Below are 24545 nucleotides of genomic sequence, written 5' to 3' on the forward strand. Positions count from 1 at the left end.
GTTCCTGTCAGGTGCCCGGTGGAGGCGGCGGGGCGCGGCCCCGGTGGCGGACGGTGTCCGGGCCGGGCCCGGCGGCCCCCGGCACGGCGGCGTGCGCGGGTATCCCCGCCCGGGGCGGGGGCGGGTACGCGGCGCGGACCGGTACGGCCGTACCGCCCGGCGGTACGGCCTGCCGCTCGGCGGTGGTTCCCCGGTGCAGCAGCGGGACGCCCTCGCACCCGGCCGGGCACGGTTCGTCGGCGCTGTGCCTGATGTCGGTGCGGGAGGCGGCGTGCGGGCCGCCGCCCGGCACGGCCGCCGCGGCGGCGGAGGCGAGCACCCCCAGCAGCAGGGCCACCGCCGCCAGCAGCACGCCGACCGCGCCGCCGGGCACGTCACCGGCCGGCTGCGCGCACCCGGCCCCGGTGGGGGGTACGGAGGAGGGCACGGTGGACCGCCGGGTCATGCCGCCCCTCCTTCCGTGGTCCCGCGACGGGCCGCCGGGGCCCGGGGTCACGGCTCGATCAGCCCGGCCCGGATCGCGTAGCGGATCGGCTCCGGCCTGTCCCGCGGCCCGAGCTTGTGCAGCATGTTCGCACGGTGCCGCGCCACAGTCCTCACGCTGACGACCGGTGTCCCGGCGATCTGCTTCGCGCAGTTCCCCCGGCGACCGGTTTCGAGCACTTCCTCCTCCCGCGCGGTGAGCACCCGCCCGGGCACGTCCTCGCCCTGCCGGCCCGAACCCCCGGTCAGCCGAGCGCCCGCGTCAGGTCCGCCAGCAGATCGTCCGCCGCCTCGATGCCCACCGACAGCCGCACCAGATCGCCGGGCACCTCCAGCGCCGAACCCGCCGCCGAGGCGTGCGTCATCCGGCCCGGATGCTCGATCAGGGACTCCACCCCGCCCAGTGACTCGCCCAGCGTGAACAGCTCCGCCCGGTCGCACACCGCCACGGCCGCCTCCTCGCCCCCGGCGACCCGGAAGGACACCATCCCGCCGAAGCCGCGCATCTGCTTGGCGGCCACCTCGTGCCCCGGGTGCGACTCCAGGCCCGGGTAGTACACCCGGGTGACCTTGGGGTGGGCTTCCAGCATCCCGGCGATCCGGGCGGCGTTGGCGCAGTGCCGGTCCATCCGCACCGCCAGGGTCTTGACACCGCGCATCACCAGCCAGGAGTCGAACGGCCCGGCGATGGCGCCCATCGCGTTCTGGTGGAAGGCCAGCTCATCGCCCAGCGACTCGTCGGCGGTGACCAGCGCGCCGCCCACCACGTCGGAGTGGCCGCCCATGTACTTGGTCGTGGAGTGCACCACCACGTCCGCGCCGAGCGCGAGCGGCTGCTGGAGGTAGGGGCTGGCGAAGGTGTTGTCCACCACCAGCCGGGCGCCCGCCTCCCGGGCCACACCGGCCAGCGCCGCGATGTCGGCGATGCCCAGCAGCGGGTTGCTGGGGGTCTCCACCCACACCGCCTTCGTGCGCGGGCGCAGGGCGGCGCGTACGGCCGCCGGGTCGGCGGAGTCGGCGACGTCCCACTCCACGCCCCAGCGCTCGGCCACCTTCGCGAACAGCCGGAAGGTGCCGCCGTAGGCGTCGTTGGGGATCACCACGTGGTCGCCGGGCACCAGCAGGGTGCGCAGCAGGCAGTCCTCGGCCGCCAGCCCGGAGGCGAAGGCCAGCCCGCGGCGGCCGCCCTCCAGCGCGGCGAGGTTCTCCTCCAGGGCGGTGCGCGTCGGGTTGGCGCTGCGGCTGTACTCGTAGCCGCCGCGCAGGCCGCCCACCCCGTCCTGCTTGAACGTCGAGGACTGGTGGATCGGCGGCACCACCGCCCCCGTCGCGGCGTCGGGCTCCTGCCCGGCGTGGATGGCGAGGGTCTCGAAGTGCCGCGCCCGCTCCGGGGCCGTGTTCGGGTCTGCGTGCTGGTCACTCATGGTCCCCGAGCGTAGTCTGCGGGCCGTGCGGTGGCCGTACGGTAGAGGCATGGAAGCGCTGCTGTTCTTCGTCGCCATCGCCGCCGTCGTCGGGCTGCTGGTGGTTCCCGCGATCCGCCGCCGCCGGGCGCTGGAGGGCTCCGCCGCACTCCCGGCCCGCCTCACCGACCCGGACCACTACGGCTTCGTACCGCCCGAACGGCTCGACGTGCGGCTGCCCGGCCCCGACCGGGAGCTGACCGACGCGCTGGAGGAGACCCAGCGGACCCAGGACTGGCAGCCCGTCGCCCGGCTGCTCGCGCTGACCGGCGACGACTGGGAGCTGCGCTGGCAGCGCGTCCAGTCGCTGGCGGGCGCGGCGGCCATGGAACTGGCCCGCTCCCGCACCGCCCCGGCCGACGGCGAGGAGCAGCCCCCGCCCGCCGAGCCCGCCGACCCCTCCCCCTCCCTCTCCAAGGACCTTTCCCTCTCCAAGGACCCGGACGCCGCCCCCGTCCCCCAGGACGCGCGCTGGCTGCGCCAGTGGCGCTCCTCGTCCCCGCGCGACGCCGGCTGCGCCCAGGTGTACGCGCAGTTCCTCGTCTGGCAGGTGCTGGGCGGCACCGGCTCGGCGGACCGGCGGATCATCCTGGAGGAGGCCCGCGAGATCGCCCGCGAGGCGGCCCGCATCGCCCCGGCCGACCCCACCCCGTACATCACCGACCTGTTCGCCGCCCGCGCCCTGGGCCTGCGCCACGCCGACTTCGAGGCGCTGTGGGAGGAGGTCCGCCGCCGGGCCCCGCACCACATGGGCGCGCATCTGGCGGCGCTCCGGTACTGGTCCGCCAAGGGCTGCGGCTCCAAGGAGGACGCCTACTCCTTCGCGGAGGGCGCCGCGGGCCGGGCTCCGGAGGGCAGCCTGCTCCCGGCCCTCCCCCTCTTCGCGGTCTACGACCACCTGCCCGAGGCCAACATGGTCAGCGGCCTGTACCGGAGCGCGGTGATCGAGCAGGCCGTGGCCGGCGCCCAGTACGCCCTGCACCACGCCCCCGCCGGCCACCCCGTCGCCCCGCACGTACGCCATCTGCTGCTGTGCTTCCTGGTGCGCGCCGAGCGGTACGCGGAGGCCCTGGAACAGGTACGGGCCGTCGACGGTTATGTGGGAGCGGTGCCGTGGGTCGACGGCGGCGACCCGGCGGCCGAGTACGCGGCGTACCGCGCCCTGGCGGTCGCGGGCTACGAGACCCGGGGCGACGCGGCCCGCACCCCGCCGTCGCACTGACGCACCGGCGGCACACGAGGCGTACGAGGCGCACGGAGGAGAGTTGAGCATGCTGTTCGGCCACCACAAGAAGTCCCTCCCCACCCCGGAGGAGGCCCTGCCCGGCCGCCCGGAGCGCCCTTACACGGTCCCGGCGCGCCACACCGTCCTGGACAACCCCCTGCTGGGCCCCTACCCCGAGGGCCTGGAGACCGCCGACTTCGGCCTGGGCTGCTTCTGGGGCGCGGAGCGGAAGTTCTGGCAGACGCCGGGCGTGTGGACGACCCTGGTGGGCTACCAGGGCGGCCACACCGAGAACCCGACGTACGAGGAGGTCTGCTCGGGCCTGACCGGGCACACCGAGGCCGTCCGGGTCGTCTTCGACCCGGCGAAGGTCTCCTACGAGGAGCTGCTGAAGGTGTTCTGGGAGGCCCACGACCCCACCCAGGGCTTCCGCCAGGGCAACGACGTGGGCACCCAGTACCGCTCGGCGGTCTACACCCACTCCCCCGCCCAGCAGGCCGCCGCGGAGGCCTCGCGCGAGGCGTACCAGTCGGTCCTGACCGCCTCGGGCCACGGCACGATCACCACCGAGATCCTCCCCGCCGCCCCCCGCCCGTTCTACCCGGCCGAGGGCTACCACCAGCAGTACCTCGACAAGAACCCGGGCGGCTACTGCGGCATCGGCGGAACCGGTGTCGCCTGCCCCGTCGGCGTGGCCAAGGCAGAGGGCTGACCGGCCGGGCCGTCCGCCGTCGTCACTCGTTCGGACGACTGCGGGCGGCCCCCGCCGGATACGCTGCCCGCAGCGAGCAGAATCCCGCCCATGGGAGACGCCATGACCACCTCCGCCACAGGCCGACCGCTCATCCCCCAGCCGCCCGCCACGGTGGCCGCGCTGCGGCAGGCCGTCGCCCAGATCGCACCGGCGGCCCTGCCTGCCTTCACCCGGGAGCTTGACCAGGCCGCCGACCAGGCGCGGCAGGGCTCCGACCTCGCGCCGCTGCGGCGCTTCGTCGCCCAGTGGGCGGTCCAGGTGCACATCCAGCGGCATCCCCACCTGGCGGAGCGGCTGCGGCAGTTGGAGGACCTCGCCGCCACCGGCGACGCCGACCAGGCCCGCAAAGCGGCCTCCGAGATCGGCCGCATCCTGGACGACGCGCACGCCGCGCTCGCCACCCCGCCCCAGCGGTGAGTGACACCTGGCGCTGGGAATACGACCCGGACAGCGCGCACGTCACCGGCGGAGTACCGGCCGAGATCACCGCCGAAGTGGAACGCCTCGCCGCCCAGCTCACCGAACTGGCCGGCATGGGCGTCGACATCGGAGACCTGGGCAACGGACCGCGCACCGGCGGACTGCGCCGTATGGACGCGGCAGGCGGCTGGTTCTACTTCCTGGCCTCCCCCAGGGACCGCCTGATCGTCGTCGTGAGGATCGTCCCGCCCTTCGACCAGTTGTGAACGGGAGTGTGCAGGCGACTCCAGCCACCAGCAGTACCTCGGCAAGAACCCGGGCGGCTACTGCGGCATCGGCGGCACAGGCGTCAAGCTAAGTGCCCCGTCCGAGACGAACTGGGGCCGCTCCTGCCCGACCGGCATCGCCCCCGCCGGAGAGTGATGGCTGGCTCCCTGAATCGGATCCGGCCAATGTGAACCATCCCCGAGTAACGCTGTCCGTCCGAGCATAAGTATCCGGGCATGGCCACCTCGGCGCGCAGCAGATACGGCGGACTGGAACGCTGGTGGGGCGTCCTCACGGGCGCCCTGCTCATTGCGGCGTGGGTTGACCGGACTGTCGGACCGGCAGTCGTGGTCATCCTCTCGGCGGCCACAGGCGTGTGGTCCTTCTTCCAGGCACCCGTCACGTGCGGTGCCCCGGTCCGGGGCCACAAGGACGGCTGCCGGAACAACGCATACGGCCTGCTCCTGGGCTGCCGCATACGCCAGCATCGGTGGCAGAAACTGAAGATGCTCATCCTCCGCCGACAGGTCAGGGAGTTCTGTTCCGGTCTGTTCTCGGACAGTAAGGCCGCTGTGGTCACACTTGCGGGCGTGGGGAGAGCTTCCTGTCCGGGCTCATCGCCCTCATCCCCGGCCTGGCACTGAAGTAGGCGGTCGGCAGACCGTCACGTCCTGGCCTCGTCGCAGCTCCTCTCCCTGGGTACGGTCGGGTTGATGTCCGCTGTGTGCCGTCGTCTGCCTCGGCGGCACACGGTCGGTCACGACCAGGGGGAGTGGGTTCGGCATGCCGTCCGGCGCTGCTCGGGGGACGGAAGAGGGGCTCGTCTCGGAGAGAGCCGCGCAGGTGCCCGCAGGGTGGCCTCCGGGATCGGCCGCATTCTGGACGCCGCGCTTGCCACTCCGCCCCGGCGGTGAGCGGCATCCACCGCGGGGAGTACGCACGGACGACGCCCACGTCACCGGCGGCCACCGGCCGCCCGCCGGTACGGGCGACCTCCCCGGGGGTGCCGCTGTCTTACCGGGTGCCGTGCTCGGGGCGCCGGCCCCCGTCGGCTCGCGCCCGTGGACTCGCCGGAAGGAACGCAGCCCGTGGAGATCGATCCCGGACTCTGCCTGGACGTCCCGGAGGGGTTCGACGACTCGGACGCCGAAACCCAGGTCCACCCCGTCGCCCGGAAGCTGTTCCACGCCACCACCGCCGCGGGCGTCCTCAGGAAGGCCGCCGAGTGGGTGGAGGGGCGCGAGGTCTTCCTCGTCGACACCTCCTGGGACTTCCTGCACGACGAGGACGAGCCGTACTGGCTGAGCGTCTACTTCGGTTTCGAGCAGGACTCCGAGGATTCCTGACCGCCACGAACGGCAGGACGGGCCGCACCCGGGCCGGCGCCCGGGGTGAGGGAGAAGGCCCCGTCGGGCCGGTCGGCCGGTGGAAGCTGACGCCGAGCGGGACCAGGGAGTCCGGGATCTCCCGATGAAAAGCGCGCGTCTCTTCTGTGAGCCCTTCTTCACCCGCGGACGTGCCGACTGGTATCGCCTGTCAGGTCCGGTATCACCTCGAGCGTCTTCCACCACCACCGTCCGTCCACGCGCTCGAAGGTGCCGTTGAAGCGCGCGTAGATGATCGGCTGGAGCGGGAAGTCCGCGAGTGCCTGCCATATGCTGGCGCAGCTTGTGAAGGAAGCGCTTCCCGAGTCCTCGTCGACGTCGATCACGACGTTCGTGAGCTGGTGCTTGGTGTGCGTCTGCCCGTCGTGCAGGATCACGTGGTCGTCAAGCCAGCGGCGCACCGGTTCCGGCCCCGGCCCGTCCGCGAAAGGCCACGTCCCGTGCTTCCAGAGCCTCGCGACTCCGTCGAAGTCGGCGGTGTCGATGGCCTCGCAGTACGCGCAGAGGGTGCGCCATATCTCCTTCTCCGAGTCGTAGGAGGGCTTCCCGAGCGCTTGCGGGATCTCGACCGGACTCATCGTCCTCCTCCGTCCTCGGACCTGGTCTCGGTTGCTCGCCGGGGAGTTGCCGCGAGGTCCTCCGTGGTCGAGGTTAACGCCGGCCGGCGGGCGACGGGATCTCGATGACCGGGGCAGGCCACCGCGGTGGCGGAGGGTGAGGCGGCGGGCCGCTTTCGGTCCGGTCCGGTCCGGCCACCGGCATGGGCCGTGCGGCGGTCCCGAACGGCTCCGGCGAGCGGAGCCGGTTCGTGAGGGCGGGTGGGGCAACGGGTCGGGAGCCGGTAGGTGGGCCGGTTGGGCGGGGACCGGCCGGAGTCGCCCGGCCGACGCCGCTCGGGGGCGTTCAGGCGCGGAGGGCGGCGAGGGCCACCGTGCGGGCGCGGTCGTGGAGTTCGCGCCTTAGCACACTGGGGCGCCGACGCGGCGAAAGTACCCGGAGAACGTCCTGATTCGTTGTCCACGACGGGTTTTCGGCCAATGACCGGCCGCTCACGGGCCTGTGGACAACCCCGGGGCCCCGTTCCTCCCTCATCCGCACCGGAGACAGCAGACGCGGGCAGACCCGCCGTGTTCCGACCGCTCCGGCCGGCTCATCCGTTCGCCGACTGTCATCCGATCTGTCACCGCAGGCAATCGGAGGAACGAAGCACGATGACACGCCCCCACAGGATCCGCCCGTGGCACTCGGCACTCGCCGCGACCACAGCCCTCGCCGTGACCGCGGGCATCGCCGCCGTGGCGTCCGCCGCCGAGGACGACGGGGCGGACGGCACGCCGAAGCTCGGCCTGGTCGCCGCCAGCACCTCGCTGACCTTCACCTCCTGGACGGACTCGCCCGGTTTCTTCCTGGACCTGGGCACGTACGTCACCGCCGAGGACGGGCCGCTGGAGATCAGGGTGACCCGCAAGTCCTACGGCGACCCGGTCGTCGCCACCCAGGTCGTCCGCGACGGCGGGGGGACCCGCACCGAGGTCCTCCCCGAGGGTCTGGTGGACCGGTTCTCGGGGCTGCCGGGGTTCCTGGAGGTCACCGTCGCCGACGAGAGCGGCGAGACCGTCCTGGAGGAGACCCAGGACTTCTGCCCGAACAACGCCTCCGGCCGGATCAGCCCCGACGCACCGGCCACGTCCCGGTATCCCGAGAGCTGCCCCACCAACCCGTTCACCCTCGGCTCGGTGTGGGGCATCGAGGAGGGCTGGGCGGCCAACACCTACACCTACCGCTACGACGGCGAGCAGGAGGTCGAGCTGCCGGCCGGGAAGTACACCGCCACGGTGTCCGTGGCCGAGCGGTACCGCGAGGCGTTCGGCATCGCGGACGAGCCCCGCACGGTGGCGATGACCGTGCGCGAGCTCAGCTGGGAGGACGAGGAGGGCGGCGAGAGCCTGCCGGACGGCGCCTCGGCCCACGGCTCCCACACCGCCGGGCACGCGCACCACCCGGCCGCCGACGCGCCGCCCGCGGCCGCCGCGGACCGGGCGGGCCCCGCGTACAACGTGGGCCACGGACCGTACCCGCCCGCGCCGCCCGCCCTGCCCTGGGCGCCGGTGAGGGGAACGGACGGCGAGGAGGGCGGTGACGCGCTCGACGGTGGGATCGGTGACGGGCCGGGCCTTACGGACGGCTCCCGGCAGGCGCCCGCGCTGAAACCCGCCGCCAAGCGCCCCACCGGCAAGGCGGGCGTGCCGGACGTGCCCCTGCCCGACCTGCGCTCCCTGCCCGCCTACGGCATCACCACCACCGACGGCTACGAGTCCGCCCCGGACCGCGACTACCTGGCCTTCAGCGCCAACGTGTGGAACGCGGGCCCCGCGCCGCTGGTGGTCGACGGCTTCCGCACCCCGGGCAAGGACCTGATGGACGCCTACCAGTACTTCCACGACGCCGACGGCAAGCAGGTCGGCTACACCCCCACCGGCACCATGGAGTGGGACCCGCGCGAGGGCCACGAGCACTGGCACTTCACCGACTTCGCCAGCTACCGGCTGCTGAAGGCCGACAAGAAGGAGGCGGTGCGCAGCGGCAAGGAGGCGTTCTGCCTGGCCAACACCGACGCCGTGGACTACACGGTGGAGAACGCCGACTGGCACCCGCACAACACCGACCTGTCCACCGCCTGCGGGGTGGAGAACTCGATCTCCGTCCGCGAGGTGCTGGACGTCGGCTCCGGCGACACCTACACCCAGGACCTGCCCGACCAGTCCTTCGACATCACCGACCTGCCGAACGGCACCTACTACATCCAGGTGCTGGCCAACCCCGAGCAGCGGCTGAAGGAGACCGACACGGACAACAACAGCGCGCTGCGCAAGGTCGTCCTGGGTGGCGAGAAGGGCGCCCGTACGGTGACCGTGCCGCCGCACGGCCTGGTGGACGCCAACTGATCCGGGCGGCGCGGGCGGTCCGGACAGCCCGGACAGTCTGATTCCTCCGGGACGCCTGACGCCCTCCCGGCCGCCGGTCCCGGGCCCCCGTGCCCGGGACCGGCGGCCGTGCGCGTGGTGCCGGCGCACGGCGCCGTACCGCCGGCGGGACCTCAGAAGTGCCTCAATTCGCTGGGCTCCGGACCGCTTTCGGGGGAGGATCCTGTCATGTTCGGTTCCAGCAGACAGGATCCGGCCGTCGTGGTCCTCCGTGACGCGGACGGGATCGCCGCGTCCCTGCGGCAGGCCCCGGCGGGCGTGGCGGCCGCGGTGGTCGCGGCGGAACCGTCCGCCGGGGAGAGGCCCGGCGGCTGAGGTCCCACCCGCCTCGCGGGTGTGAACGGGGGCCGGGGGGAAGTGGCCGGAACGGGGGTACGGCCACCGCCTCCCGGCCCCGCGCCGTCCCTCACGGGCCTGGCGGCCCTCCTCCGGACCCGCCCGTGCGGCGGCGGGACGGCCGGTTCCCGGCTTGATTGCCCTTGTGGTCCCGGCAACTTACCGTGGAGGAGCCGCGCGCACCGTGCGGTACCGGTCACGGCGGCGCGGAGGGCCAGTGTGAAGCACGCGGCGGAGCTCGACATCCCGCTGGAACGGGACGTTTTCATGCGCACGCTGGTGCGGGAGCTGGCCACCTCCCTGGAGGCGGTCGTCGGACTCCAGGAGGCCTCCGGCTACATCAGCCTGGTCGGCCAGTCGGTGGGCACCCAGATCAACGAGTCCTACACCCGGGCCCTGGCCGTCGAGCGGCTCGGCCGCGAGCAGGTGGCCGAGGTGCTGGTGGACCTCAAGCAGCGCATCCGGGGCGACTTCCGCGTCGTCGAGCAGGACGACGAGAAGATCGTGCTGGCCGGCCGCAGCTGCCCGTTCGCCGAGAAGGTGGTGGGACGCGAGTCGATGTGCATGATGACCTCGAACGTCTTCGGCACCGTGGCCGCGCGGAACCTGGGCTACGCCAGGGTCGAGCTGGCGGAGACGATCGCCCGCGGCGACGCCGGGTGCAGGGTCGTGGTGCGGCTGAAGGCCGATCCGGACCCGGCGGCGGAGTACGGGGGACGGGAGTACTTCGACGACGGCGCCCTCGTCCGGCAGCAGCCATAACCGGGACGGGGACCCGATGGATCTCGGCCTGTTCCAGGCCGTCACCAGACCACTGCCCGACCCGGTCCTGCTGTGCGCGGCGGACGGCCGGGTCCTCGCCGCGAACCCCACCGCGGCCCGGTCCCTTCCCGGCCTGTCCGTCGGGGGCGTCCTGTTCGAGCTGGCGGCCGACGGACCGGACACGCTGCGCAGGCTCATGGACCACTGGCTGCGCAGCGGCGATCCCCTGCCGGGCGCCATGACGGTCAAGGGCCCCGACGGCGAGCCGGTGCGGTTCCGCTGCCACGGCGCGCGGGCGGTGTGGTGGCGGGGCCCGGACGCGACGGTGCAGCTCCATCTGACCCGGCTGGACCACGGGGACCAGTTCGTGGCGCTGACCCAGCAGGTGTCGGCCCTCAACCAGGAGGTCGCCTTCCGCCGGGCGGCCGAGGCCGAGCGCGGGCGGCTGCTCGCCGCCGAGCAGGCCGGGCGGGCGCGCATGCAGCGCCTGTACCGCTTCACCGCCGCCCTGGCCGCGGCGACCACGCTGGCCGAGGTCGTCCGGGCGACCCGGCAGACCGCCCCCGCCGCGCTGGACGCCGCGGAGGTCGTCCTGGAACTGCACTCGCGGCGGCTGGTGCCGTCCCTGGAACCCGCCGAGAGCCTGCTGGCGATCTCGGGGGACGACTGGGTCGACCTCGACCGGCCGGCGGTCCGCGGCCCCGGCGGCGAGCGGGCCGCCGGGGCCGCCGCGCGGGTGCCGCTGGAGGTGTCCGGTCTGCTCCTGGGGGACCTCGTCATCCACTACGGGAGCGCTCCCGCCCCGGAGCGGGAGCACATCACCGCCGTCGTGCAGCAGATCGCCCAGGCGCTGCGCCGTGCCGGGCTGTACGAGCACGAGCACCGGCTGGCCGAGCGGCTGCAGCGCAGCCTGCTGCCGGTGCTGCCGGCCGTCCCCGGCCTGGGGACGGCCTGCCGTTACGCCCCCGGCACCAGCATGGTCGAGGTCGGCGGCGACTGGTACGACGTCTACGCGCTGGACGCGGACCGCACCGGGGTGAGCATCGGGGACGTGGCCGGGCACGGGCTGGCCGAGGCCGCCGCCATGGCCCGGATCAGCGCCGCCCTGCGCGGCATCGTCCTGCGCTTCGGCAACTCCCCCGCCGCCGTCCTGCGGGAGCTCAACGCCTTCGTCGACTCCTACCACCCCGGTCTGATGGCCACCGCCTGCTATCTGGTGCTGAACCACCGCACCGGCGCGGTGCGCTACGCCCGGGCCGGGCATCCGCCGCCCCTGCTGGTCGGGGCCGACGGCGGCAGCCGGTATCTCGACCGGGCGCTCGCGCCGCCGCTGGGCCCGGTGCCGAAGGTGCGGTACCGGGAGGCGCGGCTCACCGTCCGCGGCGGCGAGACCCTGCTGCTCTACACCGACGGGCTGATCGAGCGCCGCGGGGAGTCGCTGGACGTCGGGCTCGCCCGGCTGGCCGCCCTCGCCCGGGACAGCGCCGGCCGTACCGTGGACGAGCTGTGTGATCTGTTCCTGCACCACCAGCCCGGTGCCGAGTTCCCCGACGACCGCGCCCTGCTGGCCGTCCGGCTCCCGGTGGCGGACGAGCCGGCGGGGTGAGCGGGACGAGCGGGCGGGCACGGCCCGGCCCCCGGTCGCGGGCGGACGCCGCGGGCCGGGGGCCGGGTGGGAGCAGGCGCGCGGACGGGGTCCGCGCGGCCGGGGCCGTCAGGCCGCCACAGCGCTGAACTCCTTCAGGAACGCCTGGTTGAACGCCTTGAGGTCGTCCGGCTTGCGGCTGCTGACCAGGGTGTTGGGTCCGCCCGTGCAGACCACGACCTGCTCGTCCACCCAGTTGGCGCCCGCGTTGCGCAGGTCCGTCCGCAGACTGGGCCACGAGGTGATCTTCCGGCCGCGCACCACGTCCGCCTCGATCAGCGTCCACGGTCCGTGGCAGATCACGGCCACCGGCTTGCCGGCGTCGAAGAAGCCCCGCACGAAGGCGACGGCGTTCTCGTCCGCCCGCAGGAAGTCGGGGTTGGCGACACCGCCGGGCAGTACCAGGGCGTCGTAGTCCTCGACCGCCGCGTCGGCGACCTGCCGGTCCACCGGGAAGGTGTCGGCCGGTTCGAGGTGGTTGAACGCCTGGACCTCCCCGCTGCCGGTGGACAGCAGGCTGGGGTTCCCGCCGGCGTCGATCACGGCCTGCCACGGTTCGGTCAGCTCCACCTGCTCCGCGCCCTCGGGGGCCACGAGAAAGGCGACCTTCACTTGTGCCACGTCCTTTCGGCAGTCCGGTTCTGTGCGTTCCCCCCTCCTGTCTTCGGGTCCCCGGTGAACAGTGCGTTATGCGGGGATTCTGGATTTTCCGGGCGGAACGGGGGGGCGGGACGCGCACGGCGGCGGCCCGCCGGAAGCGGGTGCTCCCGGCGGGCCGCCGGTGCCGTGCGGTGCTCCGGTCGCCCGAGTGGCTCAGGCGCCGGGGGCGAACCGGTGGGTCACCTGGTGCGGTAGGCGTTGATGATCGTCTGGGACAGGGCGTTGCCCTTCTTGTCCCGGAGGTTCACCTTGAACGACACGCCCTTGCCCTTGGCGGGGTTCTTCACCGTGAGCCTGTTGTTCTTCAGGGTGAGCTTCTTCCAGGTCTTGCCGCTGTCGTAGGAGACGTAGAAGTTCAGGTACTTCAGGTTCTTGCGGTTCTTCGCCGCCGCTCCCTGGAGGGTCACCGGAACCGACTTGCCGGTCTTCGCCTTGGAGGTGCCGTCCAGGTTGAGCGTCGGGGTGTAGCGCACCGCCGAGACCGGCAGCGCGCTGATGTCCCCGGGACGGGCCGAGGTGAAGGTGTAGGTGGAGCTGACCTTGGTGCTCAGCCTGGAGGGCTTGCTGCGGCTGACGGTGGTGGCCAGCTTGTACTCCGCCTTGCCCTTCGGGAGCGTGAACTCCATGCCGTACAGCGGCGCGTCGACCGACTCGTGCTTCTTGCCGTTGCGGTACAGGGTGGTCCTCGCCGAGTCGTACTCGGTGCCGCCGATGTTGCACGAGCCGTCCGCGAACGGGTGGTCCTCGCCGTAGAGGGTGTCCCCGTCGCGGTGGATCCCCCCGTACTCGGTCAGGCAGGGGCCGAAGACGCCGTTGTTGAGGGTGTGGGTGTAGCTCTTGCCCGCCGCGTACCTGCGCTCGTCGGTGTAGTACCCGCCCTCGGCGGCGCCGTCCGGGGCGTACTGGTAGTACTCCAGACCCCAGGCGGCCGTCTTCTCCTTGGCCCGGACGTACATCGTCGTGGTGGCCGGGAACGTGCGCTTCCGGCCGGTGAACCACTGGCCGCCGGCCGGCACGGGGGCCAGCTCGCCGCGGCGTCCGGCGGCGGTGGAGCCCGTCCTGACGGTGATCTTCGCCATGTCCGACTTCGCGTTGTTCTGGGTCAGACCGGTGTAGAAGCCGCCGGTGCGGGTGTGGAAGGTGTGGTACTCGGTGCTGCCGTTGGCCCAGCGGGTCCCGGCCGCCGACTCGGCCGTCTCCAGGCCCGCCACACCGCCGACCTGCGCGGTGCGGAAGCCGGCCGGCGGTGCCGGGACGCTCTTCTCCACGATGTACGCGCCCTCGTCCTCGTCGGCGGAGACACCGAGGAAGTTGAGGTTCACATCGGTCTGCCGGGCCTTCTTGTCGGGCACCGTCATGGTGATCGGCTTGGCCCTGCGGGCGTCGAAGGTGAGCGTGGTGTCCTTGGTGAGCTGGACCCGGGGGGCCAGCAGCCAGTCCTGGCCCCGGGTCTTCTTCCCCGCCGCGTCGAGGGTGAGGATGTCGCTGGAGACCGCGTAGCTGCCCTTGGGCAGGCGGACGGTGCTGGTGCCGGTCTCGCTGTGCGGCAGCCCGACGGGCTCGCTGAGGAAGCCCTCGTAGGAAGTGACGTTCCCGTCCCAGGAACCGGTCGGCTTCCCGTCGCGTCCGAGGTGCCTGACGGTCAGGGTGTAGCTCTCCGCCTCGCGGTGGACGGCGCCGGTGCTGCGGACGGTCTGCCCGCCGCCGGTCGCGGTGACCGTCACGGCGTAGCCGCCGGTGACGCTGCCGCCGAGCCGGGTGTCGGCGGTGACGTCGACGGTGGCGGTGCCACCCGCCGGGACGGTGACCTGGTCGGCGGCGAGGGTGAACATGCCCGCCGGGGCGGCCCCGCCGTCGGGGCGGGTGCCGGCGGCCGTCAGCGCCAGGGTGACGTCCTCGGTGCCCGTGTTGCGGTAGGTGAGGGGCTTGGTGACCGGCTTGTCGTCGCCGTGCGGCCACTGGGCCAGCCCGAAGTCGATCGAGACGGGCTCGGCGAAGACCGTCTGCTTCATCGCCCGGACCAGGTCGGCCTGGCCGGTGCCCTGCTGGAACGGGCTGTACTCGCCGGGCTTGGCGGAGGCGGTCAGTGCGGCCTTGATGCGCTCGGCGCTCCAGTCGGGGTGCTGCTGGGCGAGCAGGGCGGCGGCACCCGCGACATGCGGGGTGGCCATGGAGGTGCCGGAGATGGACACGTAGCCGTCGGCGACCCGCTTCCCCTCCCGCTCGGTGGTGCTGCCCTTGGCGGCCGCGGCGCCGATGTCCTGCCCGGGGGCGGTCAGATCGGGCTTGACGGTGCCGGCGCCGGGCAGCGGGCCGATGGAGGAGAACTCCGCGAGCCTGCCCTGCTTGTCCACGGCGCCGACGGTCAGCGCGGCCTCCGCGCCGGCGGGGTCGCCGATGGTGACGGGACCGAACTCACCCGAGTTGCCCGCGGCGACGACGAAGAGGACGTCGTGCCGCTCCGACAGCCGGTTGACGGCCTCCTCCATCGGGTCCACCTCGGCGGTGTCGGTGTCGCCGAGGCTGACGTTGACGATCTTGGCGCCCTGCTCGACGGCCCACTCCAGGCCGGCGATGACCTCCGAGTCGCTGCCGTAGCCGGCGTCGTCGAGGACCTTGGCGCTGATCAGCTTGGCGCCGGGAGCGACTCCCCTGTACTTGCCGCCCGACTTGGCGCCGGTGCCCGCGACGGTGGAGGCGACATGGGTGCCGTGACCGTCGGCGTCCCTCGCGGTCCTGGCGGTGGAGAAGTTCTTCTCCTTGACGACCTTCCCCTTCAGGTCGGGGTGGGTGGCGTCGACGCCGGTGTCGACGACGGCGACGGTGACGCCCTCGCCGTCGTAGCCCGCCTGCCAGGCGGTGGGGGCGCCGATCTGGGCGGTGCTGCGGTCCAGCAGCGCCCGCTTGATGCCGTCGAGCGAGACGGTGGCCACCCCGGGCGCCGCCGTCAGCTGTCCGGGGGCGCCGGACGGCCGGGTCAGGGCGGTCCAGGCGTCGGTGGCGCCCTCCTCGGTGACGGTCAGCGCCTCGCCGTTGACGGACTCCAGGGTGGCGCGCACCTCCGGGTCGGCCTCGGCGTGCAGTTCCGCCCTGGCCGCGGGGCTGCCGCCCCGGTAGGTGACGATGAACGGCACCCCGTCGCCGGCCCGCTCGCGGTACTCGGCACGGCTCAGCTCGGTGACGTCGAACAGCCGCCGGTCCAGCTTCCGCTCGCGGACGAGCCGGGTGACGTCCTGCGGCAGGACATAGGTGTGCTTCTTGGTGCTGATGATCTGCATGGGCACGTCCTCGCGGCCCTCGGCGCGGATCACGCCCCGCACCTTGCCGTCGCCGTCGAGCAGCACCCGGTCGCCGGTGATGAGCGTGACGGAGCTGCCGTCCTCGCCGCCCCAGGTGTACTGCCGCGCGGGACCGCCGCCGGCGGACGGTGTCTCCGCGGTGGCGGACGACGAGGTGATCAGCCCCGCCGTCAGCGCGACGGCCAGCACGGTGGCCGCCGACGCGGCGCCCGCTGTCCTTCTGTGTCTCAACTTCTCCCCCTGGTGGTGTCACACCACAGGCGGGGAGCCCCGGTGGCCCCCGCGTCCGGTCCCGTGCGCGGGAGGCCGGAACGGCGCAGCGCCGCGGCGCCCCGGCGGCATGCCGTTCACGCTGTTCATGCCGTCCGTGCCGTCGTCGGGGAGCTGGTGTTCTCCAGGGCACCGCGGGACTCGGTGGCCCGCCCTTCGGTGGCGGGGCGGTCGCGTTGCCGCGTCCGTCCGGCGCACCGGCCTTCGCACTGGTGGAGACGCCCGTTCCTACCCGCGGGTTCGACTCCGGCGGTTTTCCCCGCCCGCTCTGCCCTTTGGGGCAACCGGACCCCGGAGCGGGCCGCAACGTCCTTCGGGGGAGCCCCGTCTGGCCCTCCGTCAGGAGACCGGGGGACGCCGGGCGCGGTGCGGGAGACGGGGAGCGCGCACCGGGGCGTACGGACGCGCACCGGGGTCCGGGGAGGCGGGGAACGCCGGAGGCGGCGGGCCCGGCGCGGGGAGCGCCGGGCCCGCCGCCTCCGGGCGGGACGTGTCAGGTTGCCCTCGGCGGACGGTCAGAGGGCGGAGCCCGCCTTCCAGTCCTCCCAGGACATGTTCCAGCCGTTGAGGCCGTTGTCCGGGGCGATCTGCTTGTCGTCGGAGTTCTTCACGATGACCACGTCACCGATGAGCGACTCGCGGAAGAACCAGGCACCGTCCTGGTTGGGGTCGTTCGCACCCTTGACGTCGTTCAGGCCCACGCAGCCGTGGCTGGTGTTGACGTTGCCGAAGACCGAGTCGGCACCCCAGTAGTTGCCGTGGATGAAGGTGCCCGAGGTGGACAGCCGCATGGCGTGCGGCACGTCCGGGATGTCGTACTCGCCCTCGCCGTCGTCGTCGGTGAAGCCGACCGTCGCACCGTTCATCCGGGTCTCCTTGTACTTCTCGGAGATCACCATCTGACCGTTGTAGGTCGGGGTCTCGGGAGCGCCGGCCGAGATCTTGACGGTCTTGACGGTCTTGCCGTCGCGGACGACCTCCATCCTCTTGCTCTTCGCGTCCACCGTGCTGACCTGGGCGCGGCCGACGGTGAAGCTGAAGGTCTTGTCCTGGACGCCGGTGATGCCCGGGGCGCCCTCGACGCCGTCGAGGTTGATGTCGACGGTGACCTTGGTGTTGGCCTTCCAGTACTCCTGGGGGCGGAAGTCGAGGCGCGTGTCGCTGAACCAGTGGCCCACGATCTCCTGGCCGCCGGTGGAGTTCACCTCGATCGCTTCCTGTACGGCCTTCTTGTTGGTGATGCCCTTGTCGAAGTTGAAGGAGACCGGCATGCCGACGCCCACGGTCGAGCCGTCCTCGGGCGTGAAGTAGCCGATGAAGCTGTTGGTGGGCGAGACGGTGGTGAAGGTCGCGTTCTCGTGGATCTCGCGGCCCTTGGCGTCCTCGGCCTGCGCGCTCAGCGTGTACCGGGTGGAGCGCTCCAGCGAGCCGTCCGGCTTCCAGCTGGTGCCGTCGGCGGCCAGCGTGCCGGCCACCTCCTCACCGGTGGCGGCGACCTTGAGCGTCACCGAGGTGAGCTTGCCCTTCTCCACGGTGACCTTGGTGCCGTTGATGCTCGCGTTGTCCGAGCCGCTCTTGGGCGAGATGACTATTCGCGCCTCGGAGGCCTCCTCGGCCGCGGCCCTGTCGACCTGGGACTGCTGCTTGTCCGGCTTCTTCGCGGAATCGGAGCCGGATCCGTCGCCGTCGTCCCCGCCCCCGCACGCCGACAGTGTGAGCACCCCACTGAGCAGCGCGGCTGTCGCCACGAAGCCCCTGCGGCGCTTGCCGTCCGTCATCACACGCTTCTCCATCCGCTTTCGAACCTCTGGTCCCGATCCCCGTTCACACCGTCCGGCGAGGGTCGACCGGGATGTCCACCCCCCACAGCCACGCGTACAAGAACGCGAGGGAGCCGCCACCCGTTCCCCCCAGGGTAGGACTGTGGGCTAAGACATCCGTGCCGGGCGGAGGGTTGCAGCGTCGGGCGGGGAATTCCCCAGCCGTTCCGTATTGTTATCGAACGCTCACCACACGGTGGCACCCGATCACACGACTCCCATTCTCCATGGTTTTTCTGAGCATTGACAGCCTTATGTCACGGTGTGACCGGAATCGCAGAGGGCGCGCGAACCTTCCTCCGGACCGCCCTTCCCGCGCCCCGTCCCGCATGGCTAGCATCGTTCTCCGCACCGTCGACTCGCAGCACCGAGGGGGCTCTTCCGTGCGAGCACATCGCCGACCGCTGGTGACCGCCGCCGTCGCGGGCGGCCTCCTGTGCGGTCTGTGGTTCGTACCGTCCGCGAACGCCACCGGGGACGGCGCCCCCGCCCGGCCCGGCACCGTGCAGACCCAGCCCCAGGAACAGGTCCAGGGGCAGCCCCAGGAACAGGGACAGGCCCGTTCACAGGCGCAGGGCCCGTCCGGGAGCGACTCCGCGCAGGGCGCCGAACTGGCCGACACCGGAAGCTTCAACACCACGCCCTACCTCTTCGGCGGCCTCGGCTTCCTGAGCGTGGGCGGTGTCCTGCTGGCCCACGCCCACATCCGCTCCGGCCGCGCCGGCCTCACGCCAGCGGCCCGGTGACGGACTCGGCCGCCGCCACCAGCCCTCCCCCGCGCACGAACGCCTCCGCCGCGGCCAACTCCGGCGCCAGATAGCGGTCCTCCCCCGGTCCGGCCACTCCCGCCTCCTCCGCCGCGGCCAGCACGGCCGCGGCGGCGGGCGCCGGGGTCAGCCCGTCCGCGGCGCGCAGCCGGAGCGCGCGGGCCGCGGCGCACAGCTCGACGGCGATCACCCGGCCCAGGCAGTCGACGGCGGTGCGCAGTTTGCGGGCGGCCGACCAGCCCATCGAGACGTGGTCCTCCTGCATCGCCGAGGACGGGATGGAGTCCACCGAGGCCGGGACCGCCAGCCGCTTCAGCTCGCTCACCAGGGCGGCCTGGGTGTACTGCGCGATCATCAGGCCGGAGTCCACCCCCGCGTCGCCCGCCAGGAAGGGCGGCAGGCCGTGGGAGCGGTTGCGGTCCAGCAGCCGGTCGGTGCGGCGCTCGGCGATGGAGGCCAGGTCGGCGGCGGCGATGGCCAGGAAGTCCAGCACGTAGGCGACCGGGGCGCCGTGGAAGTTCCCGTTGGACTCCACCCGCCCCTCCCCGGGGAGCACCACCGGGTTGTCCACGGCCGCCGCCAGTTCCCGTTCGGCGACGGTACGGGCGTGCGCCAGGGTGTCGCGGCCCGCGCCGGCGACCTGGGGGGCGCAGCGCACCGAGTAGGCGTCCTGCACCCGCGGGGCGTCGTCCTGGTGGTGGCCGGTGAGCCCGGAGCCGTGCAGCATCCTGCGCATGTTGGCGGCGGACGCGGCCTGCCCGGGGTGCGGGCGGACGGCGTGCAGCTCGGGCGCGAGCACCTTCTCCGTGCCCAGCAGCGCCTCCAGGGTGAGGGCGGCGGTGATGTCGGCGCAGGTGAGCAGGTGGGCGAGGTCGGCGCAGGCCAGCACGAGCATGCCGAGCATGCCGTCGGTGCCGTTGAGCAGCGCCAGACCCTCCTTCTCGCGCAGTTCGACGGGGGCCAGGCCGTGCTCGGCCAGCAGTTCGGCCGTGGGGCGCACGGCCCCGTCGGGCCCGGCGGCCTCACCCTCGCCCATCAGCGCCAGCGCGCAGTGCGCCAGCGGCGCGAGGTCGCCGGAGCAGCCCAGCGAGCCGTACTCGTGGACGACGGGGGTGATCCGCGCGTTGAGCAGGCCGGCGAGGGCGCGGGCGACCTCGGGCCGCACCCCGGTGTGCCCCGAGGCCAGGGTCTTCAGCCGCAGGAACATCAGCGCCCGCACCACCTCGCGCTCCACCCGCGGTCCCATCCCGGCGGCGTGCGAGCGGACGATGTTGCGCTGCAGCCGTGTCCGGAGCCCGGTGGGGATGTGCCGGACGGCGAGGGCGCCGAAGCCGGTGGAGACGCCGTAGACGGGTTCCGGTCCGGCGGCCAGGTCCTCGACGATCCGCCGGGCGGCGGCGAGGGCGTCGACCGCCTCGCCGGAGAGCTCGACCCGCGCCAGGTCCCGGGCGACGGCGACGACGTCCTCGGCGGTGGTGCCGGCGGTGCCGACAACGACACGATGCTGCATATTCATATTCAGGAACACTAGGGAGTGAATCGCGCGCTGTCACGAGCCCGCCGCACCGGGTCCGGGTGGCCGGGATCACATCCCGAGCGCGAAGCCGCGCACCGTCCGCACCGTCCGAGGGGTCAGACGTCCAGGCCGCGGAAGCGCCGGCGGTCCCGCCCGCGGCCCGGACGCCTCCGCTCCCCCGGTGCCCCCTTCGCCCCCTCGCCCTTCTCCCCCTCCTCGGCCTCGTCCGCGAGGCGGACGACCACCTCCTCGCGCCCGGCCACCACCGGCTTGTCCGTACGGGCGGCCTTCGCGCGGTACTGGGCCGCGTCCGCCAGCCGGAACAGCCGGCGGGCCGAGCGGACCGGGCCTATCGGATCGCCCGTCGAGGCGACCCCGCAGGCGACCCCCTCGCCCCGCTCCAGCTCGGCGGCCCGGCGGCAGACCTCGTCCGCGACCCGGACCACCTCGTCCGCCGGCGGCCCCACCGTCAGCAGGCAGAACTCGTCACCGCCCAGCCGGGCGGCCAGGGTGTCGGGGAGCATCGCGCCGCACAGGGACAGCACCGAGGCGAATCGTTCCAGCAGCTGGTCGCCCGCCTCGTGCCCCAGTTCGTCGTTGACCGCCTTGAGTCCGTTGACGTCGCAGACCAGCAGGCTCACCACCGTACCGTCCGCCCGGTGCCGCTCCAGCGCCTCGTCCAGGCGTATGTCCACCGCCCGCCGGTTCGCCAGCCCGGTGAGCGGATCGGTGAACGCCAGCCGGCGCACCTCCTCCAGCCGCTCGGTCTGGGCGATCCCGGCCGCGATCACCGCCGCCAGGACGGTGGCGAAGTCCGTGTCGGACCGGTCGAAGACCGGCTGCCCCGCCTCCCGCGCCACATACAGCTCGCCCCACGGCCGGCCGTGCAGCACGATCGGGGCCACCACGCAGCAGCCCCGCCCGCGGTGGCGCAGCGCGGCGGCCCGCCGGGCGGTGACCGGCCCCCCGCCGGTCCCGTGGCGGGCGCCGTCCGCCGTCTCCACCCAGGCGCGCGGCTCGCCGCCGCCCGTCCAGCGCCGGTGCAGGAAGCCGGTGATCTCCGGGAAGTCGTGGACCGGGTACGACTCGTCCTCGGGGAACTCCTCCTCGTCCCCCTGCCGCTTGCCCGTGTTCACCAGCACCCGCAGCCGCCCCCGCGCGCGCTCCCAGACGGAGACGGCCGCGAAGGAGCCGTCCATCGCGGTCCGCGCGCCCTCGGCCGCGGCGTGGGCGACGTCGCGGAGCGTATGGGCGGCGGCCATCGCCTGCGCCAGTCCTACGACGGCCCGCAGCCGCGCGTCGTCACCCATGCCGTACCCATCTCATACGACCCAGGTTATGAGCCTTCGCTCCGGCGCGCCGACCGGCTCACTCACCGGGCCAGCGCGGCGCCCGCCGCTCGTTGAAGGCGGCCACGCCCTCGGCGCGGTCCCCGGAGAACGCCACCGAGCGCCAGGCCGCGTCCTCCACCTCCAGGCCCGCGTGCAGGTCCAGACCCCAGCCGGTGCGCAGCGCCCGCTTGGCCGCCCGCAGGCCCACCGGGGAGTTCGCCGCGATGCGCCGGGCCAGCTCCAGCGCCTCGGCGCGGTCCCGCCCCTCGGCCACCAGATGGTCGACCAGGCCCAGCTCACGGGCCTCGTCCGCCGCCACCCGCCGCGCGGTGAAGATCAGCTCCGCGGCGCGGGCCGCGCCCACCCGGCGGGGCAGCAGCTGGGTGCCGCCGCCGCCGGGGATCACCCCGACCGACACCTCCGGCAGCCCGACCACGGCGGTGGGGTCGGCGACGATCAGGTCACAGGCCAGGGCCAGCTCGAAGCCGCCGCCGAGCGCGTACCCGTGCACGGCCGCGACCACCGGCACCGGCAGCTGGAGCACCCCGGTGTAGGCGGCACGGGCGTACGGGCGCTGCCGCGCCAGGTCGGCGTCGGTGAAGGAGTTGCGCTCCTTGAGGTCGGCGCCCACGCAGAACGCCCGTTCGTGGGTGGAGCTCAGCACCACGGCCCGCACCCCGCGGTCGGCGGCTAGGGCCGCGCACGCCTCGCCGAGCCGGCGGGCCAGCTCGGTGGAGACGGCGTTCATCGCCGCCGGCCGGTCCAGCACCAGCTCGGCGACATGGGTGTCCGTCTCGCGCCGCACCGCGACCCACTCGCCGTACCGCTCCTCCCCGGTGCCGCCGTCCGTGCCGCCGTCCGCCCTGCCGTCCCTGCCGCCGTTCACGCCGCCCACGCCGTCCCTCCGGTTAACGATCGCTCACTGCCGTACGCAGCGCATCATGCCATCCGCGCCGGACCGGGACGGGACGGAGCCGGGGAAGGACGGCGGAGGGGTTCAGGGGGAGACACGGCGGGACAGCAGCCACGGCTCGACGACGCCGAGCCCGCGCACCGGACGCTGGTAGAGGGGCTGGAGGGCGAAGCGGTACCCCGAGGCGTCGTCGGCCTCCTTCTCCGACTCGGGCGCGTCCCCGGCGGCGACCAGCTCCGCACGCAGCGCCTCGTCCACCAGGACCGTGTCCTTGGGGGCTATGGAGGTCAGCCGGCTGGCCAGGTTGACCGTGTTCCCGAAGACGTCCCCCATCCGGGTGGTGACCGTGCCCAGCGCCATGCCCACCCGCAGCTCGGGCATCGTCGGGTCGTTGGCGAGGGTCTCGATCAGCCGCAGCCCGATCTCGGCCGCGGTGCCCGCGCCGTCGGCCACGTAGAGCACCTCGTCGCCCAGGGTCTTGATCAGCCGGCCGCCGTGCGCGGCGACCAGGTCGGCGGCCGTGGTCTCGAACGCCTCGACCAGCTCGCCCAGCTCCTCCTCCTCCAGCCGCCGGGTCAGCCGGGTGAAACCGACCAGGTCGGCGAAGGCGACCGCCAGGCGCCGGTCCACCATCTCCTCGTCGTCCGCGGCCTGCACCACCCGGCCGGTGGCGGCGGCCAGCTGCCGCCGCCAGACGTACACCAGGAACTCCTGCAGCTCCGGCAGCAGCAGCTCCACCAGCGGGTACGCCACCTCGGTACGGGTCATCCCCGGCTCGGGCGGCTCGGTCAGCCCCTCCAGGAAGGAGTCGATCTGCCACTCCGCCAGCCGGGCGGTGGTCTGCCCGGTGGAACGCGCCACCTGCACCGCCATCGGCTCGCTGAGCAGCCCGGCCTCCACCAGGCCGGCCAGCCGCCGCAGCGCGATCACGTCGGCCTCGGTCAGCGCCCGGGCCTGGCCGATGTCGGGGAAACCCATCGCGCGCCAGAAGCGGGCCGCCAGCTCCATCGGGACGTCGGCGGCCCGGGCCGCCTGGAAGGGTGTGTAGCGCCGCTCGGCGCCCAGGATCAGCTGCTCGATGCGGAGCGCGAGCGGATCCTCTTCAGCGGGGGCCGCGGCAGGGGTCGCGTTCCTGTCCGCCGCCTCCCTGGCCGCCGGCTCCGGCTCTCCGGCCGGGGTGCCCGAGTCGTCCACTGCCCTTCCGATCCACTCACCGCCCCCGCGCCCACCGCGCCGGGTCGAGTCAACGATACGGCAGGTGTGCCCTGGCTCACTCTCCCGGTGATCCTTCCGGCGGTCCCCCGGGCGCCCCGCCGGACGCGGGCCTGAGGTGCACGATGTCGCCCGCGTCCACCGGCCGCTGCACCCCCTCGGGGCCGGCCAGGACCAGCCGTCCCGCACCGTCCACCGCGACCGCCTCGCCCACCGCCTCCGCCCCGCCCGGCAGCAGGGCGCGCACCCGCCGGCCGAGTGTGGCGCACCCGGCGGTGTACGCCTGGCGGAGCCGGCTCGCCTCCGGGTCGCCGTCCACCTCGCACCAGCGGCCGTACCAGTCCTCCAGCGAGCGCAGCACCGCGCGCAGCAGCGGATCGCGGTCCGTGCCGGCGGCACCGCGCGCCCCCGCCAGCGCCAGCGAACCGGCGGTGGGCACCGGCAGCTCGTCCGCGCGCAGCGAGACGTTGATCCCGAGGCCGAGCACCACCGCGGCGGTCCCGTCCGGGGTGGCGACCCGCTCGGCGAGGATGCCGCCGATCTTGCGCTCGGTGTCCCCGTCCCGCACCAGGAGGTCGTTGGGCCACTTCAGCGCGGTGTCCACCCCGGCGGTACGGGCCAGGGCCTCGGTCGTGGCGATCCCGGCGAGCAGCGGCAGCCAGCCCCAGCGCCCGGCCGGTACGTCCGGGGTGAGCAGCACCGAGAAGAACAGACCCGAGCGGGGCGGCGCCGTCCAGGCCCGCTCCAGCCGGCCGCGGCCGGCGGTCTGCGCCTCGGCGACCAGCACCGCGCCCCGGCCCGCCGCGCCCCTGGCCGCCCGGGCGGCCAGGTCGGTGTTGGTGGAGCCGGTGCGGGTGACCACCTCCACAGAGGTCCACAGCGCGCCGGGCCGCAGGAGCGCGCGGCGCAGCGCGGCGGCGTTCAGCGGTGGTCTGTCCAAGTCGGACCAGGGGTTGTCCGAGGAGTCGTCCGAGCTGTCCGGGTTTTCCGAGGGCTCCCGCGGTGTCATGCAAGACAGGGTAGGTGTGGCAAA

The 24545-nt window shown here is 73.6% G+C and carries 21 protein-coding genes and 2 pseudogenes; 11 read left to right on the plus strand and 12 right to left on the minus strand.

All coding sequences use genetic code 11. The features are described 5' to 3' along the window. Positions 1 to 7: 7 nt before the first annotated feature. From V1L54_RS07760 to V1L54_RS07770, 3 genes and pseudogenes are all read right to left on the minus strand, one after another. Positions 8 to 445: a hypothetical protein gene (locus V1L54_RS07760; protein ID WP_330117145.1), complete on the minus strand. Its 438-nt coding sequence runs from the start codon at positions 443 to 445 to the stop codon at positions 8 to 10. A 47-nt stretch (positions 446 to 492) separates the two neighbouring features. Further along, positions 493 to 714: pseudogene (locus V1L54_RS07765) on the minus strand (response regulator transcription factor); the annotation flags it as partial. A 14-nt stretch (positions 715 to 728) separates the two neighbouring features. Beyond that, positions 729 to 1907 carry a cystathionine gamma-synthase gene (locus tag V1L54_RS07770; RefSeq protein WP_330117146.1) on the minus strand — a complete coding sequence of 393 codons (1179 nt, stop codon included), beginning with the start codon at positions 1905 to 1907 and terminating at the stop codon, positions 729 to 731. Positions 1908 to 1956: 49 nt separating this feature from the next. Here V1L54_RS07770 and V1L54_RS07775 point away from each other — a divergent pair, with 49 nt between their 5' ends. From V1L54_RS07775 to V1L54_RS07800, 6 genes and pseudogenes are all read left to right on the plus strand, one after another. Then, positions 1957 to 3168, plus strand: coding sequence for a hypothetical protein (locus tag V1L54_RS07775; protein WP_330117147.1), 1212 nt, complete (start codon positions 1957 to 1959; stop codon positions 3166 to 3168). A 49-nt stretch (positions 3169 to 3217) separates the two neighbouring features. Next, positions 3218 to 3883, plus strand: coding sequence for a peptide-methionine (S)-S-oxide reductase MsrA (msrA, locus tag V1L54_RS07780; RefSeq protein WP_330117267.1), 666 nt, complete (start codon positions 3218 to 3220; stop codon positions 3881 to 3883). Between the two features lie 102 nt (positions 3884 to 3985). Further along, positions 3986 to 4342, plus strand: a complete 357-nt coding sequence (locus tag V1L54_RS07785; protein WP_330117268.1) for a DUF6247 family protein — start codon at positions 3986 to 3988, stop codon at positions 4340 to 4342. Next, positions 4339 to 4611, plus strand: coding sequence for a hypothetical protein (locus V1L54_RS07790; RefSeq protein ID WP_330117148.1), 273 nt, complete (start codon positions 4339 to 4341; stop codon positions 4609 to 4611). The genes V1L54_RS07785 and V1L54_RS07790 overlap by 4 nt, the downstream gene beginning before the upstream one ends. A gap of 16 nt (positions 4612 to 4627) precedes the next feature. Beyond that, positions 4628 to 4768: pseudogene (locus tag V1L54_RS07795) on the plus strand (peptide-methionine (S)-S-oxide reductase MsrA); the annotation flags it as partial. 932 nt (positions 4769 to 5700) lie between these two features. Then, positions 5701 to 5958, plus strand: coding sequence for a hypothetical protein (locus V1L54_RS07800; RefSeq protein WP_330117149.1), 258 nt, complete (start codon positions 5701 to 5703; stop codon positions 5956 to 5958). A 158-nt stretch (positions 5959 to 6116) separates the two neighbouring features. Here the strand turns inward: V1L54_RS07800 and V1L54_RS07805 are convergent, their stop codons facing one another. Then, complete coding sequence (locus V1L54_RS07805) at positions 6117 to 6575, minus strand: nuclear transport factor 2 family protein (RefSeq protein ID WP_330117150.1); 459 nt, start codon at positions 6573 to 6575, stop codon at positions 6117 to 6119. Between the two features lie 633 nt (positions 6576 to 7208). Between V1L54_RS07805 and V1L54_RS07810 the strand changes: the two genes are divergently transcribed. From V1L54_RS07810 to V1L54_RS07825, 4 genes are all read left to right on the plus strand, one after another. Beyond that, positions 7209 to 8942, plus strand: a complete 1734-nt coding sequence (locus tag V1L54_RS07810) for a lysyl oxidase family protein (protein ID WP_330117151.1) — start codon at positions 7209 to 7211, stop codon at positions 8940 to 8942. A 207-nt stretch (positions 8943 to 9149) separates the two neighbouring features. After that, positions 9150 to 9296: a hypothetical protein gene (locus tag V1L54_RS07815; protein WP_330117152.1), complete on the plus strand. Its 147-nt coding sequence runs from the start codon at positions 9150 to 9152 to the stop codon at positions 9294 to 9296. Positions 9297 to 9536: 240 nt separating this feature from the next. Continuing rightward, the gene (locus V1L54_RS07820) at positions 9537 to 10079 is read left to right on the plus strand and encodes a methanogen output domain 1-containing protein (protein WP_330117153.1); all 543 of its coding nucleotides are present in this window, start codon (positions 9537 to 9539) and stop codon (positions 10077 to 10079) included. Positions 10080 to 10095: 16 nt separating this feature from the next. After that, positions 10096 to 11685: a SpoIIE family protein phosphatase gene (locus V1L54_RS07825; RefSeq protein ID WP_330117154.1), complete on the plus strand. Its 1590-nt coding sequence runs from the start codon at positions 10096 to 10098 to the stop codon at positions 11683 to 11685. A 108-nt stretch (positions 11686 to 11793) separates the two neighbouring features. Here V1L54_RS07825 and V1L54_RS07830 read toward each other — a convergent pair whose 3' ends face one another. From V1L54_RS07830 to V1L54_RS07840, 3 genes are all read right to left on the minus strand, one after another. After that, a complete protein-coding gene (locus tag V1L54_RS07830; protein ID WP_330117269.1) occupies positions 11794 to 12336 on the minus strand; it encodes a type 1 glutamine amidotransferase domain-containing protein in 543 nt (180 codons plus the stop codon). Positions 12337 to 12563: 227 nt separating this feature from the next. Next, entirely contained in the window at positions 12564 to 15914 is a 3351-nt protein-coding gene (locus V1L54_RS07835) for a S8 family peptidase (protein ID WP_330117155.1), read from the minus strand. Between the two features lie 554 nt (positions 15915 to 16468). Continuing rightward, entirely contained in the window at positions 16469 to 17746 is a 1278-nt protein-coding gene (locus V1L54_RS07840) for a L,D-transpeptidase (protein WP_330117156.1), read from the minus strand. 410 nt (positions 17747 to 18156) lie between these two features. Between V1L54_RS07840 and V1L54_RS07845 the strand changes: the two genes are divergently transcribed. Next, complete coding sequence (locus tag V1L54_RS07845; protein ID WP_330117157.1) at positions 18157 to 18519, plus strand: hypothetical protein; 363 nt, start codon at positions 18157 to 18159, stop codon at positions 18517 to 18519. On the opposite strand, the gene hutH is transcribed toward V1L54_RS07845, so the two are convergent. The 5 genes from hutH to V1L54_RS07870 all read right to left on the minus strand — a co-directional run bounded on the left by hutH (position 18500) and on the right by V1L54_RS07870 (position 24521). Next, positions 18500 to 20056 (minus strand): histidine ammonia-lyase, encoded by a 1557-nt coding sequence (gene hutH / locus V1L54_RS07850; protein WP_330117158.1) that lies wholly within the window; start codon positions 20054 to 20056, stop codon positions 18500 to 18502. The two genes, V1L54_RS07845 and hutH, sit on opposite strands and share 20 nt — an antisense overlap. Before the next feature lie 116 nt (positions 20057 to 20172). Next, on the minus strand, positions 20173 to 21366 hold the full coding sequence (locus V1L54_RS07855) for a GGDEF domain-containing protein (RefSeq protein WP_330117159.1): 1194 nt from the start codon (positions 21364 to 21366) through the stop codon (positions 20173 to 20175). A gap of 58 nt (positions 21367 to 21424) precedes the next feature. After that, positions 21425 to 22273 carry an enoyl-CoA hydratase/isomerase family protein gene (locus V1L54_RS07860; protein ID WP_330117270.1) on the minus strand — a complete coding sequence of 283 codons (849 nt, stop codon included), beginning with the start codon at positions 22271 to 22273 and terminating at the stop codon, positions 21425 to 21427. 111 nt (positions 22274 to 22384) lie between these two features. Then, positions 22385 to 23494 carry an adenylate/guanylate cyclase domain-containing protein gene (locus V1L54_RS07865; RefSeq protein WP_330117160.1) on the minus strand — a complete coding sequence of 370 codons (1110 nt, stop codon included), beginning with the start codon at positions 23492 to 23494 and terminating at the stop codon, positions 22385 to 22387. Positions 23495 to 23570: 76 nt separating this feature from the next. Continuing rightward, positions 23571 to 24521, minus strand: coding sequence for a biotin--[acetyl-CoA-carboxylase] ligase (locus tag V1L54_RS07870; RefSeq protein WP_330117161.1), 951 nt, complete (start codon positions 24519 to 24521; stop codon positions 23571 to 23573). Between the last annotated feature and the right edge of the window lie 24 nt (positions 24522 to 24545).

Origin of the sequence: Streptomyces rubellus (assembly GCF_036323805.1) — a bacterium.
Taxonomy (GTDB): Bacteria; Actinomycetota; Actinomycetes; order Streptomycetales; family Streptomycetaceae; genus Streptomyces.

Excerpts from the sequence above, each read along its gene's own strand:
- V1L54_RS07870 (WP_330117161.1), bottom strand. The coding sequence starts at position 24,521 with ATGACACCGCGGGAGCCCTCGGAAAACCCGGACAGCTCGGACGACTCC.
- V1L54_RS07840 (WP_330117156.1), bottom strand. The coding sequence starts at position 17,746 with ATGGAGAAGCGTGTGATGACGGACGGCAAGCGCCGCAGGGGCTTCGTG.
- V1L54_RS07760 (WP_330117145.1), bottom strand. The coding sequence starts at position 445 with ATGACCCGGCGGTCCACCGTGCCCTCCTCCGTACCCCCCACCGGGGCC.
- V1L54_RS07805 (WP_330117150.1), bottom strand. The coding sequence starts at position 6,575 with ATGAGTCCGGTCGAGATCCCGCAAGCGCTCGGGAAGCCCTCCTACGAC.
- V1L54_RS07810 (WP_330117151.1), top strand. The coding sequence starts at position 7,209 with ATGACACGCCCCCACAGGATCCGCCCGTGGCACTCGGCACTCGCCGCG.
- V1L54_RS07815 (WP_330117152.1), top strand. The coding sequence starts at position 9,150 with ATGTTCGGTTCCAGCAGACAGGATCCGGCCGTCGTGGTCCTCCGTGAC.
- msrA (WP_330117267.1), top strand. The coding sequence starts at position 3,218 with ATGCTGTTCGGCCACCACAAGAAGTCCCTCCCCACCCCGGAGGAGGCC.
- V1L54_RS07785 (WP_330117268.1), top strand. The coding sequence starts at position 3,986 with ATGACCACCTCCGCCACAGGCCGACCGCTCATCCCCCAGCCGCCCGCC.
- hutH (WP_330117158.1), bottom strand. The coding sequence starts at position 20,056 with ATGAATATGCAGCATCGTGTCGTTGTCGGCACCGCCGGCACCACCGCC.
- V1L54_RS07825 (WP_330117154.1), top strand. The coding sequence starts at position 10,096 with ATGGATCTCGGCCTGTTCCAGGCCGTCACCAGACCACTGCCCGACCCG.
- V1L54_RS07775 (WP_330117147.1), top strand. The coding sequence starts at position 1,957 with ATGGAAGCGCTGCTGTTCTTCGTCGCCATCGCCGCCGTCGTCGGGCTG.
- V1L54_RS07855 (WP_330117159.1), bottom strand. The coding sequence starts at position 21,366 with ATGGGTGACGACGCGCGGCTGCGGGCCGTCGTAGGACTGGCGCAGGCG.
- V1L54_RS07770 (WP_330117146.1), bottom strand. The coding sequence starts at position 1,907 with ATGAGTGACCAGCACGCAGACCCGAACACGGCCCCGGAGCGGGCGCGG.